General features: G+C 60.9%; 12 protein-coding genes. 4 read left to right on the top strand and 8 right to left on the bottom strand.

The window, feature by feature from the left end; translation table 11 throughout:
• Nucleotides 1-118: 118 nt before the first annotated feature.
• Nucleotides 119-925, top strand: a complete 807-nt coding sequence (locus tag AC2YI2_RS01510) for a response regulator (protein ID WP_487384647.1) — start codon at nt 119-121, stop codon at nt 923-925.
• A gap of 160 nt (nt 926-1,085) precedes the next feature.
• Nucleotides 1,086-2,036 (top strand): sensor histidine kinase, encoded by a 951-nt coding sequence (locus AC2YI2_RS01505; RefSeq protein WP_487384646.1) that lies wholly within the window; start codon nt 1,086-1,088, stop codon nt 2,034-2,036.
• A 5-nt stretch (nt 2,037-2,041) separates the two neighbouring features.
• Here AC2YI2_RS01505 and AC2YI2_RS01500 read toward each other — a convergent pair whose 3' ends face one another.
• From AC2YI2_RS01500 to AC2YI2_RS01465, 8 genes are all read right to left on the bottom strand, one after another.
• Nucleotides 2,042-3,127 carry a zinc-binding metallopeptidase family protein gene (locus tag AC2YI2_RS01500; RefSeq protein ID WP_487384645.1) on the bottom strand — a complete coding sequence of 362 codons (1,086 nt, stop codon included), beginning with the start codon at nt 3,125-3,127 and terminating at the stop codon, nt 2,042-2,044.
• A 10-nt stretch (nt 3,128-3,137) separates the two neighbouring features.
• Nucleotides 3,138-4,199 carry an AI-2E family transporter gene (locus AC2YI2_RS01495; RefSeq protein ID WP_487384644.1) on the bottom strand — a complete coding sequence of 354 codons (1,062 nt, stop codon included), beginning with the start codon at nt 4,197-4,199 and terminating at the stop codon, nt 3,138-3,140.
• 113 nt (nt 4,200-4,312) lie between these two features.
• Nucleotides 4,313-5,317, bottom strand: coding sequence for an ABC transporter ATP-binding protein (locus AC2YI2_RS01490; protein ID WP_487384643.1), 1,005 nt, complete (start codon nt 5,315-5,317; stop codon nt 4,313-4,315).
• 25 nt (nt 5,318-5,342) lie between these two features.
• Nucleotides 5,343-6,398, bottom strand: a complete 1,056-nt coding sequence (locus AC2YI2_RS01485) for a Gfo/Idh/MocA family protein (RefSeq protein ID WP_487384642.1) — start codon at nt 6,396-6,398, stop codon at nt 5,343-5,345.
• The gene (locus AC2YI2_RS01480) at nt 6,395-7,252 is read right to left on the bottom strand and encodes a carbohydrate ABC transporter permease (RefSeq protein ID WP_487384641.1); all 858 of its coding nucleotides are present in this window, start codon (nt 7,250-7,252) and stop codon (nt 6,395-6,397) included. The genes AC2YI2_RS01485 and AC2YI2_RS01480 overlap by 4 nt, the downstream gene beginning before the upstream one ends.
• A 13-nt stretch (nt 7,253-7,265) precedes the next feature.
• Entirely contained in the window at nt 7,266-8,198 is a 933-nt protein-coding gene (locus AC2YI2_RS01475; RefSeq protein WP_487384640.1) for a carbohydrate ABC transporter permease, read from the bottom strand.
• A 187-nt stretch (nt 8,199-8,385) separates the two neighbouring features.
• Nucleotides 8,386-9,645, bottom strand: coding sequence for an ABC transporter substrate-binding protein (locus AC2YI2_RS01470; RefSeq protein WP_487384639.1), 1,260 nt, complete (start codon nt 9,643-9,645; stop codon nt 8,386-8,388).
• 54 nt (nt 9,646-9,699) lie between these two features.
• Nucleotides 9,700-10,599, bottom strand: coding sequence for an N-acetylmuramic acid 6-phosphate etherase (locus AC2YI2_RS01465; RefSeq protein ID WP_487384638.1), 900 nt, complete (start codon nt 10,597-10,599; stop codon nt 9,700-9,702).
• 208 nt (nt 10,600-10,807) lie between these two features.
• On the opposite strand from AC2YI2_RS01465, the gene AC2YI2_RS01460 reads away from it, so the two are divergent.
• Nucleotides 10,808-11,686: a glucosamine kinase nucleotide-binding domain-containing protein gene (locus tag AC2YI2_RS01460; RefSeq protein WP_487384637.1), complete on the top strand. Its 879-nt coding sequence runs from the start codon at nt 10,808-10,810 to the stop codon at nt 11,684-11,686.
• Nucleotides 11,683-12,438, top strand: coding sequence for a GntR family transcriptional regulator (locus AC2YI2_RS01455; protein WP_487384636.1), 756 nt, complete (start codon nt 11,683-11,685; stop codon nt 12,436-12,438). The genes AC2YI2_RS01460 and AC2YI2_RS01455 overlap by 4 nt, the downstream gene beginning before the upstream one ends.
• The last annotated feature ends 21 nt before the right edge of the window (nt 12,439-12,459 follow it).

The raw sequence follows: 12,459 nt of genomic DNA, 5'->3' as shown, positions 1-12,459 counted from the left end.
CTTTAGTCGCCGGGCATTGCGTGATAACAAAAATTGCGCGGTGCCCGGAACTTTATCGGCATCGGACCGTTGTCCAAAGCGTTTGTACTAGCTTGAGTTTTCAGGGGAGAAGTTTTCCATGTCATTGACTGCCCGGGTCGCAGCACATCTTCCGTTCTTGCGGCGCTATTCTCGTGCCGTGACCGGCTCGCAGACATCAGGCGATGCCTATGTCGCGGCGACGCTTGAGGCGTTGATCGCCGATCTTTCGATCTTCCCCACGGCATCTTCGGACCGCGTCGCACTCTACAAGCTGCTGGTCACCATGCTGAAGTCGTCGAACGTCGAAGTTCCGTCAGCCATTTCTCCCTATGCATGGGAGAAGAAGGCTATGGCGAATCTGAGTGCAGTGCCGACTGCGGCCCGCCATGCCTTTCTCCTCGTGTCGGTCGAGGGTTTCACGGTCGCAGAGACTGCGGAGATCCTGTCCTGCGCGCCCGAGGAAACGGCCCGTCTGCTCGATGAGGCCGCCCACGAGATTTCACGACAGATTGCGACGGATATCCTGATCATCGAGGACGAGCCGCTTATCGCGCTCGACATCGAGCAGATCGTCACCGATCTCGGCCACCATGTCAGCGGCATTGCCCGCACGCACAAGGAGGCGGTCGATCTCTACAAGAAGACTTCGCCTGGCATGATTCTCGCCGATATCCAGCTCGCGGATGGCAGTTCCGGCATTGATGCCATCAACGACATCCTGAAGATCGCCAGCATCCCGGTAATCTTCATCACTGCCTTTCCAGAGCGTCTTTTGACCGGTGAGCGGGCAGAGCCCACGTTCCTCGTGACGAAACCCTACAATCCGGACATGCTGAAGGCCCTTATCAGCCAGGCGCTCTTCTTCAACGAAAGCTCCTCGGCAGGAGAGGCGCTCTCTGCATGAATTCTTGAGACGTGAGCGATACGATCCTGTCCCGACCGGATGCTGCGGCCGGCGCTGTGCCGCTCGCTTTGGTGTTTTTACGGCCGGATGAGGCGGCCCTGCGAGGTGTTCGGTGGTAAAGCGGTTTCTGTGGCACGCGCAGGATCTTGGAGAGGAGAACTTGAATTCGTTCTTCATTTCCGCGCTGGTCGACATGAGAGCCAGCCTGATCCTTCAGAACGAAGCAATGCAATATCGCTGTGTCACAGGACTGCCGGATTGCTGGACGGTAAAGGAAAATTCCGTTCCGGTCGATGAGGCCATTTTCGGACCTGCGATAGCCGAGCAACTTTCAGAGTCCAAGCAGCGCGCCCTCAAGACCGGCAAGACGGAGCAGATCGAGGTCAGGCTCGGGGAAGACAGGGTCTTCGAGTTCAGAATCCTGGCCATGCCGGCGCGATCAGGTGAAAAGCAGGTCATAACCACGATCATCGACCGCACCGAGGACAGGCGGCGCGAGAAGGTGCTGCAGCAGTTGCTGCGCGAGGTGAGCCACCGCTCCAAGAACCTGCTTGCGATCATTCAGAGCATTGCCTCTCAGACGTCGCAACATTCCGACTCGATCGAATCCTATGTCCAGAAGTTCCGCGGCCGCGTATTCTCGCTGTCGCGTTCGCAGGATCTCATCACGGATTCCGGATGGCGCGGCGCGCATGTACGTGAATTGCTCGAGCAGCAGGTCGGCTCCTATGCCAACGGCAGGACCGACCTGGTCCGGTTCGTCGGCGAAAACGCGCTCCTCTCCCCCAATGCGGCCATGCATCTGGGTCTAGCGTTCCACGAACTGATGATCAACGCCATCAGCCATGGAGCGATCCTTCGCGGCGACACCAAAATCTCCGTGGCCAGCGCACAGAGTCTCGATGATATGGGGAGAAATCTCACCATTACCTGGGACGAACCGGCGACGGCGGAAAGCCGGCGTGCGGGACGCACGATCGCGCCGACGTCGCGCTTCGGCCGGGCGATCCTGGAGCGGGTTGTGCCGACATCGGTTGGCGGTGTTGCGGAATACAGCATGGGCAACGCCGGCATCCACTACCGGATCCGGTTCCCCATCGGTCACGACTGACGACCTCAGGCTGCCGCCTTCGCGACCTCTGCCTGTCGTGCTTCCGCGATAAGCCGGAAGACGAAGTCGATCTTGTCGACAATCGCTTCTGTCAGGACGAACGGATAGAGGTCCGGCTGGCCCAGGCTCCGGTTGATCGAATTGATCGCGACGGTAAGCGGAACCCAGGCCGCGATGATCTGGTCGATGCTCACAGCGTCATAGGGATCGACTTCGGTCGGATGGATGCCGCCAGCCGGCGCTTCACCAGGATAGATGCCGAAGGCCCTGGCCGTCTCGAGTCCGTCCACCATGTGGAAGCAATGCGCCCAGGTCTCGGCGAAATCCTCCCAGGGATGGGAGGAGGCATAGGCGCTGATATAGTCCTGCTGCCAGCCGGTGGGCGCGCCATTGGCATAGTGGTTATGCAGTGCCTGGGCATAGTCGACGTCGGGGTCGCCGAACACCTTGGCGAAATCAGGAACGCGGTCCCGATCCTTGATCAGCAAGTCCCAATAGAAATGACCGACCTCATGGCGGAAATGGCCGATCAGCGTGCGGTACGGCTCGCCCATCAGCGCTCGGCGGCGCTCGCGCTCGGCATCGTCGGCTTCGGCGATATTGATCTGGATCAGACCATTGGAATGTCCAGTCAGTACGGTCTCCGTTGTACCATTGCCGTCGTCGACATCGGCCAGAAACTCGAAGGCCAGGCCGCGTTCGGGATCATCTGCACGTCGCGGCGTCGGCAGCTCCCATCGGGTCAACGAATAGAAGAGATGCTTCTTCGCCTGTTCGATCCGTCGCCAGCGATCATGGTTCTCGGGAATGGAGAGGTCGGGGATCGTGAGATTGAACCGGCAGGCCAGGCAATAGGTCTCGCCGCCATCGGCGGGCACCAGCCAGTTGCAGGCACCTTCTGTCGCATTCTCGCAGAAGAAATAGCTCTGGCCGGGGTCGGCGAGCGAATTCCAGCTGCCGTCTTCATTCGGTGCCAGCGCCGACATGTCGAAGAGCGTGCGGACATAGCCGATGCGGCTGTTGCAGGCGAGGCAGACATCGTTGTTGAAATGAATGGTGTTGCCACAGTTCTGGCACTTGAAGAGCTTCATTTGGCGACCGTCAAATCCTGCTGGGAATGATATTGCGCACCAACGCATAAAATATGAGGAGCGACGGCACGGCGATGAAGCCGCCGATCGGCCCCCAGAGCCAGATCCAGAAGGCCAGTGCAAGGAAGACGGCGAAAGGGTTCATCGTCATCGTGGCGCCGAGGACCTGGTGCGTGATGAAGTTGGACTCTATGGCATGCAGCGCCAGATAGATACCAGGCGCCAGAAGAATGTCGAACGCGTTCTGGTAGAGCGAGAGACTGACACTCAGCAGGATCAGCGTCATCAGCGCAGGCCCGATATAGATCACGAAATTCAAGAGAATGGCGAGCACCCCCCAGAGCAGCGGCGAGGGCATGCCGGTGAGCCAGAGTGCGATTGTGACGACCGCGCCGAGGCCAACATTGATTACCGTTATCGTAGCGAGATAGCGCGAGATCAGGACTTCGACATCACGGAAGAAATGCGCGAACCGCCAGCGCATGCGCCGCGTGAAGCACATCGAGAGCACCGCTATCCGGAACCTGTCCCGGGTGGCGACGAAGAAGTAGACGCTGGCGAGGAAGATTAGCAGTTCGGCAACAATGGTCGGGCCGAGTGAGACCATACTCTGCACCGCACTGCTGTCGTCGACCTTTACCGTCAACGCGGCAGCCTGGCCCATCACGTCGGAGAGCTGTTTCTGGACGCCCTGGAAGGATTCAATCAGGCTCTTCCAGTCGGCCACCTGAAGCCGCAGGCTCTCCCAGATCGCCGGCGCCCGATCGATCCATGCGGCCAGCGGTACCGAAAGACCCATGGAAATCAGGACAATGAGAAGCAGGAAAGCCAGCACGATGACAAGCGCCGACAACCATGTCGGTACGCCGTATTTCTCGATGCGACCTGCCAGGGGTGAAAACATGAGGCCGATGCAGATGCCCAGAAAGATCGGCGCCAGAATGACTTCGCCGTAATCGAGTGCGATCACGACGGCGATTATCGCCAGGACGATTTGGGAAATCCGCGACCCGATGGCAATGACGGACTCGAAGTTTGACTGATGCCGCAGCCGCACTGGACGCAGTTGCATCGACGCATATCTCATGAACAGAACCCGCTTGCATGCGGAACTCGTTTTCCGCCTGGCAAATGAACGCTTTCGGCGCCCTCGGGTTCCTGCGTCTTTGGCGGTTGAAGCGCTGTTCAGGCGGTGATCGCGCGGCCATCCTTGTCAAAGCGATGGATCTTAGCCGGATCGAAGCTCGCATAGATCAATTCGTCCGCCGCATAGGCATGCTCACCAAACAGGCGCGCGGTGACGAGGCCGACCTTTTCAGACTCGATATAGACGATGGTGTCGGCGCCGAGATGCTCGACATGGATGATCTTGCCCTGCCATTCGCCGCTTTCGCGCGACAGCGTCATGTGCTCGGGGCGGATGCCGATGGTCGCGGCATCAGTGCGGCCGAGGCGGCCGGCCTCGACGAAGTTCATCTGCGGGGAGCCGATGAAGCCGCCGACGAAGAGGTTCGCCGGCCTGTTGTAAAGTTCCATCGGCGAGCCGACCTGCTCGACCCGGCCGGCATTGAGCACGACGATCTTGTCGGCCAGCGTCATCGCCTCGACCTGGTCGTGGGTGACATATATCATCGTCGCCTTGAGCCGCTTGTGCAGGCGAGCGATTTCAAGCCGGGTCTGGACGCGCAGCGCCGCGTCGAGGTTGGAAAGCGGCTCGTCGAACAGGAATAGGGTGGGTTCGCGGACGATGGCGCGGCCGATCGCGACGCGCTGGCGCTGGCCGCCGGAGAGTTCGGCCGGGCGGCGCTCGAGATAGGGGTCGAGCGACAGCATCGCCGACGAGACCTTGATCCGCCGCTCGATCTCGTCCTTCGCCTCGCCCGCCTGCTTGAGCCCGAGGCCCATATTGTCGCGCACGCTGAGATGCGGATAGAGAGCGTAGGACTGGAACACCATGGCGATGCCGCGCTTGGCCGGCGGCACCGACGAGACTTCCTTGCCGTCGATGATGATCGAACCCGAGGAGATGTCCTCCAGCCCTGCGATCGAACGCAGCAGTGTGGATTTACCGCAGCCCGATGGTCCGACGAAGATGACGAACTCGCCATCCGTGACCTCGAGGTCGATGCTTTTCAGCACATCGACCGGGCCGAAGGATTTGCTGACGGATTTGAGTGTAAGGTTACCCACGGGTTGGTTCTCCGGGTTCGTCGTTCTAGAGATTGACCATCTGGCCGCTGCGGACGCTTTCGTCGGCGGCCAGGCAGATGCGGAGCGATTGCACCGCGTCGTTCATGTGTCGGTCGAGGTCGATATCCTCGCGGATCGCCTTCAACACATAAGCCTGTTCGAGATCGCAGAGATCCTGGTGACCAGGCTCACCCGCCATCTGCAGCATCTGGTCAGGCTCGGCGAAGCCGCTGCCGTCGGCATTGGTCTTGGCGCGGTGCAGGCGGATGGTCGAGGTCTTGGTGTGCGTGTCGATATCGTCGGACTTGGCGTTCGGATCCATGACGATCGATACACAGCCGTTCGGGCTCATCACATCCTTCACGAAGAAGGCGGTTTCTGAGATCATCGGCCCCCAACCGGCTTCGTACCAGCCGATCGAGCCATCATCGAACATCACCTGCAGATGGCCGTAATTGTACATATCGGGGGCGATCTCGTCGGAAAGGCGCAGGCCCATGCCGCGCACCGAAACAGGCTTGGCATCGGTGATCTGGCACATCACATCGACATAATGCACACCGCAATCGACGATCGGCGGGGTCGTGTTCATCAGCGCTTTGTGCGTCATCCAGGTCTTGCCGACGGACTGCTGGTTGAGGTTCATACGAAAAACGTAGGGCCCGCCAAGATCACGAGCAAGCGAGATCAGCTTCACCCAGGACGGATGATGGCGCAGGATATAGCCGACCACCAGCTTGCGGCCATTGGCCCTGGCGCAGGCGACGACGCGCTCGGCATCGGCCACCGTCGTCGCGAGCGGCTTTTCGACGAAGACATGCGCGCCCGCTTCCATCGCCATGCAGGCAAAGTCGGCATGGCTGTCGGAATAGGTATTGATCGAGCAGAGCTCGGGCTCGAGCGCCTTCAACGCGTCCGGGAAGGACGGGTGGATCGCATATTTGTCCATGCCATCGGGCAGCTCGACCTTCGACCGGTTGGCCAGTCCAACGATCTCGAAGCCGGGATTCTTGTGATAGGCGAGAGCATGGCTCATGCCCATATTGCCAAGGCCGGCGACCAGGGTTCTGATCGGGGTCATTTCACTGCTCCTGCCGTAATGCCGCGGATAAGCTGCCGCGAGAAGATGAGATAGAGGACGAGGACGGGCGCGATGGCGAGCGAGAGCGCCGACAGCACCGCGTTCCAATTGGTGACGAACTGGCCGATGAAGATCTGCGAGCCGAGCGTGATCGTCTTGGTCGCTTCCGAGGGCGCGAGGATCAGCGGGAACCAGAGGTCGTTCCAGATCGGGATCATCGAGAAGACGGCGACCGTCGCCATGGCCGGGCGGATCAGCGGCAGCACCAGCCGCAGGAAAATCTTGTATTCGCTGAGACCATCGATGCGTCCGGCATTCTTGAGATCGTCGGACACCGTCTTCATGAATTCCGAGAGGATGAAGATCGCGAGCGGCAGGCCCTGCGCCGTATAGACCAGGATCAGGGCAGTGAGCGTATTGACCAGCCCGGTTGCCACCATGCCCTGGAGGATGCCGATCGTGCCCAGGCGGATCGGGATCATGATGCCGAGCGCCATGTAGAGACCCAGCAACGTGTTGCCTTTGAAGCGATATTCCGAAAGCGCGAAGGCGGCCATGGCGCCGAACAGCAGCACCAGCGCGATCGACACGACAGTCACGATCATCGAGTTCTGCATGTAATGCACGAAATCGCCCTGGCCGAGCACGGTCGTGTAGCCGATCAGGTCGAAGGTCGCCGGTTTGTCGCCGATGGCGGGCAGGGGCGGCTGCATCGGATTGCGGAAGATCGCATTGCGCGATTTGAAGGAATTGATGATCGTGAGGACGACCGGGAAGAGCGCGATCGCGGTATAGGCGATGAGGATCGCGTGAGCTGCGGCGCTGCGGCCGAGTGAGGAACGGGCTTTCGACATCTCGCTGACCCTCTCAGAACTGGTAGTGGCGCAAGCGCCGCTGGATGGTGAAGAGATAGAAGCTGACGCCGGCCAGGATGATCAGGAACATCACGGTGGCGATCGTCGCACCCATCGACCGGTCGCCGAGCTGCAGCTGGAAGCCGAAGAAGACGCGGTAGAGCAAAGTGCCGAGAATATCGGTCGATCCGTCCGGCCCGGCGAGCGCGCCTTGCACCGTATAGATCAGGTCGAAAGCATTGAAATTGCCGACGAAGGTCAGGATCGAGATGATACCTATCGCCGGCAGTACCAGCGGCAGCTTGATCTTCCAGAACTGGCTCCAGCCGGTGATGCCGTCCATTTCGGCCGCCTCGAGCACTTCGTCGGGAATGTTCAGGAGCGCGGCATAAATCAGCATCATGGGAATGCCGACATATTGCCAGACCGAGATCAGCGACACCGTGATCAGCGCCGAACTCGGCTTGCCGAGCCAGGGCGCGAACAGCCATTTGAGATGCACGAGATCGAGCAGGTAGGGCGAGACGCCCCAGATCGGCGACAGGATCAGCTTCCAGATGAAGCCGACGATGACAAAGGAGAGCAGCGTCGGCAGGAAGATGGCGGTGCGGTAGAACGCGACGAAACGGAGCTTCGGCACCGAGAGCAGCGCGGCAAGTGCGATGCCGATCGGGTTCTGCACCAGCATGTGGATGATGAAGAAGACCACGTTGTTCTTGAGCGCGTTCCAGAAATCGGCCGACCAGCGATCGTCGCCGAACAGGACCTGGAAATTGCTGAGGCCGACGAAGACCTTCTGGCCATCGACTTCATTGAAGAACGAGAGCCAAAGCGTGCCCGCGAGCGGGATGATCATGATTGCCGAATAGACCAGGAAGGCCGGCAGCATGAAGACAATGATGTGCCAGCGAAACGGCCGTCGTACCGGCGTCACAGAACTGGGCATGCTGATCCCCTCGGTCATCCCGCGTTTTCCATCGTTCGTTGAAAGCTTCGGTCCCGCGCCCTCGAGGGCGGACCAAGTATGGCGCATGCGATGACGCTTGTCATTGCGCGCCAAGATCGTGAGCGCAGCGGCGCTTGCAAACGTGGCGGCGCGAAGGTCCGCGCCGCCACGACTATGCGTGAGGCGATTACTTCGCCGGCTTGTACCAGCTGTCGAGGCCCTTCTGGAGCTTCTCGCCAGCGACGGCCGGCGTGTCGGTGCCGTTGATCACGTTGGCCGATTCGACCCAGGTTTCGTTCTCAAGGTTTGGCGTGCCGCGCGACAAGATCTGGTAGGTCGAGCGGATCGTCGACTTGCACTTTTCGCGCCAGGAAACGAATTCCTGTGCCAGCGGATCCTGCATCTTCACCGGGGTCTTGTTCAGGCTGAAGAAGCCCGGCAGCGAATTCGCATAGAGATCGGCGAATTCCGGCGACGAAATCCACGTGAGCAGCTTCTTGGTCTCTTCCGGATGCGCGGTCTTGGCGTTCATGCCGACGGCGATATCGGTGTGGTCGGAGATGTAGCAGGGATCCCCATCCTTCGGCACCGGCGGCAGGAATGCGCCCATCTTGAACTGGGCCTGGGTGTTGAAGCCGCCGATTTCCCATGAGCCGGCCGGATAGATCGCAGCACGGCCGAGCGTGAAGAGGTTCTGGCTGTCAGGATAGGTCTGGGCTTCGAATCCGTCGCCGAGATAAGGCTTCCACTTGGCAAGCACTTCGTAAGGCTTGACCCAAGCCGGATCGGTGAGCTTCTGTTCGCCCTTGATCAGCGCCAGGCGGCCTTCTTCGCCCTTCCAGTAGTTCGGACCGATATTCTGGTAGGCCATGGTCGCGGCTTCCCAGAGATCCTTGGTACCCATCGCCATCGGGATGTAGTTGCCGTCGGCCTTGATCGCGTCGAGGACCTTGAAGAATTCTTCCTCGGTCTTCGGCGGCTCCAGGCCGAGCGCTGCGAAGGCATCCTTGTTGTAGATGAAGCCGTGGATGACCGAAGCCATCGGCACGCAGAAGGTGGCCGAACCGTCGTCCGTCGACCAGGCCGACTTGGCGACCGGCTCGAAGTTCTCCATTCCAGGGTTCGAGGAGATGTCGGCGAGGTAGCCCTTCTTGTAGAGATCGAGCGAGGCGTCGAACGGACGGCAGGTGATCAGGTCGCCGGCGGAACCGCTTTCGAGCTTGGCATTGAGCGCAGCATTGTATTCGGTCGGAGCTGACGGCGAGAACACGACCTTGATGCCGGGGTTCTTGGCTTCAAAGGCCGGGATCAACTTGTCCTTCCAGATCGAAAGGTCGTCGTTGCGCCAGCTTTCGATGGTCAGCGTCACGTCTTCCGCATGCGCCACGCCAGCAAGGCCGGCGATGGCGGTCGCCACAAGAAGCGCCTGTTTGAATGCACGGGTCATCTTTTCATTCTCCCAATTTTAGCAATCGCCCACTGTGGCCGATGCTGGTTCCTGTCACGATCCTGCTTTTGCCTTCTTGAGGGCGCTGCGCAGATTCTGGTTACAGCTTTCGAGCAGCCTGCCGGCCGACTGCGCGCCTTCGGCGCCCGCAGCCAGCAGAACCGCAATCTTCACCGAGCCGTCCGCTTCGTCCAGCAGCCGGCCCGCCCGGTCGATGTCGGTGCCTGCGATGACCGAGACGATGCGGCGCGCGCGGTCGCGCAGCTTCGCATTGTCGGCCCGGAGATTGACCATGAAGCCATCGTGCACATGGCCGAGATGCACGGCCGTGAGCGTGGAAAACATGTTGAGCGCGATCTTCTGCGCCGTACCGGCGCCCATGCGCGTCGAGCCGGCAATGGCCTCAGGTGGTGTCGGCAGCAGCACTGCCACGTCGGCGGCCTTCAAGAGCGGCGTATCGGCGTTGTTGGCGATGCCGATCACCGCGGCGCCGCGTGCCCGGCCGTTTTCGGCGGCGCGCAATGTATAAGGCGTCGACCCGGACGCGGAGACGCAGATCATGCAGTCGCTCGAATTGACCGACAAGGCTTCGACATCCCCGGTCGCGAGCTGGACATCGTCTTCATAGCCGCCGGCGAGAAGCGCGAGGCTCTCCGCGCCGCCCGCCAGCAGGATCGGCGCCTGCTCCGAGCTGATGCCATAGGTGCCAGGAAGTTCGAGGCCGTCGGACATTGCCATGAGGCCGGAACTGCCGGCACCGCAATAGATGATACGGCCACCGGCGATAAGCTTGTCGGCCGCCAGCCGCGCCGCCTTTTCGATCTCAGGGAGTGCCTTGCGCACGCTTTCCACAGCGGCGAGCTGGCCGTCGATGAGGACAGACAGGATCTCTGCCGGCGGCAGGCCGTCCAGTCCCTCTGCTCTCTCGTGGCGGGCTTCCGTGTTGGCTGCCATTGTTCTCCCCATCTGTTGCGGTGATAATGCCAAAAAAATACCACTTGTCCAGAGGAATTTACAATTTTGTCATTTTCGTGATTGAGTTTTTGCGATGCAATCGGATAAATATCACGAAAACAATGAGATAAGAAAATTTTTCCAACGAGCGGAAAATCACCCTTGGTTAATGGTATTTTTTTGGTATTATGTTGGCGAGGAGCGCAAAATGCCTGAACACTTCATCGGAATAGACGGGGGCGGCACGAGCTGCCGGGCGGCCGTGGCAACGGCCGACGGTGCCGTTATCGGCATGGCAACGAGCGGTCCCGCCAATATTCTCACGAATCTGGATGGAGCGCTCGACAATATCGTGGGCGCTGCCAAAGCTGCCTTTGCTGACGCCGGTCTTGATCCCGAGAGTTATGCGTCTGCATGTGCCGTGTTGGGTCTTGCCGGCTCCAATGTCGAAGGCGTGACGGAGCGTCTGATGGCGCGGTTGCCCTTCAAGCGCTCGGAGGTCGTTTCCGATGGCTTGATCGCGCTGCAGGGTGCTTTCGGCAATGATGATGGTGCGATCGCCATCATCGGAACCGGCACTGCCTATCTCTGCCGGCGGGCAGACAGGCTTCGCGCCTTCGGTGGCTGGGGCTTTGTCCTGGCCGATCAGGGCAGTGGCGCGCGTCTCGGCCAGGCCCTGTTGCAGGAGTGCCTGCTGGTCAGCGACGGCGTGCGTCCCGGCTCGGACCTGACCGCAGAGGTGCTCAGGGAATTTGGCGATGAGCCGTCGCGGATCGTTGCCTTCGCGCGCTATGCCGCGCCTTCGGATTTTGGCCGCTACTCTCCGAAAATCTTCGCCGCTGCCAATTCCAACGACCCGATCGGCGTCAAGCTGCTGACGGCCGGCGCTGCCGCGATCGACGAGACGCTGGACGTCGTCGTCCGTGCCGGTGGTGAGACCATCTGCCTCCTCGGTGGGCTTTCGCCGCACTATCCCAAATGGCTGTCCGACGCCAACCGGTCGCGGCTCGTTGCGCCGCGGGCGGATGCGCTGTCAGGCGCCGTGGCGCTTGCTGTCTCGCGCTTTGCGCATGAGGTGGCGCGATGACGGAGGTCGCATCCTTCCTCTCTGCTGACGACATCCAGGCGGCCGGCCAGGGCCCACTCTATGTAAAGCTGCAGCAGGCGCTCGCGGGCGCGATCCGCTCCGGCCGGCTCAAGAGCGGCGACGCCTTGCCGCCCGAACGCGACTTGGCCGAATATGCCAGCATCAGCCGCGTCACGGTCCGCAAGGCGGTCGATGAGTTGGTCCGCCAGGGCATCCTTGTCCGCCGCCATGGCTCCGGCACCTTCGTCGCCAAGCCAGTCGAAAAGGTCGAGCAGCCGCTCTCTCGCCTCACATCCTTCACCGAAGATATGGCGCGCCGCGGACGGACCTCGCGGGCGGAATGGCTCGAGCGCGGCCTCTTCACGCCATCGCCGGACGAAATGATGATGCTCGGCCTGGCTGCCGGCGGGCTCGTCGCCCGGCTCGGTCGCCTGCGTATCGCTGACGAAAACCCATTGGCGATCGAACGCGCGAGCATCTCGGCCGAATTCCTGCCCGATCCCGAAAATGTCGGCCTGTCGCTCTATGCTGCTCTCGATGCGCGCGGCGTGCGGCCGGTCCGCGCCATCCAGCGCATCTCGGCCCGCACGATCAAGGATCAGGAGGCCGACCTGCTGGACGTGGCGCCTGGATCCGCCGGCCTCACCATTGAACGCATTTCCTACCTGCCCTCGGGCAAGGTGGTCGAACTTACCCGCTCGCTCTATCGGGGCGACGCCTATGACTTCGTGGCCGAGCTGACGCTCGGCTAGGACAATTTCGACAGACCTGAG

The sequence above is a fragment of the Rhizobium sp. SRI_017 genome (assembly GCF_057586295.1).
This window is presented reverse-complemented; position numbering and strand designations above follow the sequence as displayed.

What these genes read in the sequence shown, in the direction of transcription:
- AC2YI2_RS01455 (WP_487384636.1), top strand. Translation starts at nt 11,683, where the DNA reads ATGACGGAGGTCGCATCCTTCCTCTCTGCTGACGACATCCAGGCGGCC.
- AC2YI2_RS01465 (WP_487384638.1), bottom strand. Translation starts at nt 10,599, where the DNA reads ATGGCAGCCAACACGGAAGCCCGCCACGAGAGAGCAGAGGGACTGGAC.
- AC2YI2_RS01495 (WP_487384644.1), bottom strand. Translation starts at nt 4,199, where the DNA reads ATGCAACTGCGTCCAGTGCGGCTGCGGCATCAGTCAAACTTCGAGTCC.
- AC2YI2_RS01510 (WP_487384647.1), top strand. Translation starts at nt 119, where the DNA reads ATGTCATTGACTGCCCGGGTCGCAGCACATCTTCCGTTCTTGCGGCGC.
- AC2YI2_RS01475 (WP_487384640.1), bottom strand. Translation starts at nt 8,198, where the DNA reads ATGCCCAGTTCTGTGACGCCGGTACGACGGCCGTTTCGCTGGCACATC.
- AC2YI2_RS01500 (WP_487384645.1), bottom strand. Translation starts at nt 3,127, where the DNA reads ATGAAGCTCTTCAAGTGCCAGAACTGTGGCAACACCATTCATTTCAAC.
- AC2YI2_RS01480 (WP_487384641.1), bottom strand. Translation starts at nt 7,252, where the DNA reads ATGTCGAAAGCCCGTTCCTCACTCGGCCGCAGCGCCGCAGCTCACGCG.
- AC2YI2_RS01485 (WP_487384642.1), bottom strand. Translation starts at nt 6,398, where the DNA reads ATGACCCCGATCAGAACCCTGGTCGCCGGCCTTGGCAATATGGGCATG.
- AC2YI2_RS01460 (WP_487384637.1), top strand. Translation starts at nt 10,808, where the DNA reads ATGCCTGAACACTTCATCGGAATAGACGGGGGCGGCACGAGCTGCCGG.
- AC2YI2_RS01470 (WP_487384639.1), bottom strand. Translation starts at nt 9,645, where the DNA reads ATGACCCGTGCATTCAAACAGGCGCTTCTTGTGGCGACCGCCATCGCC.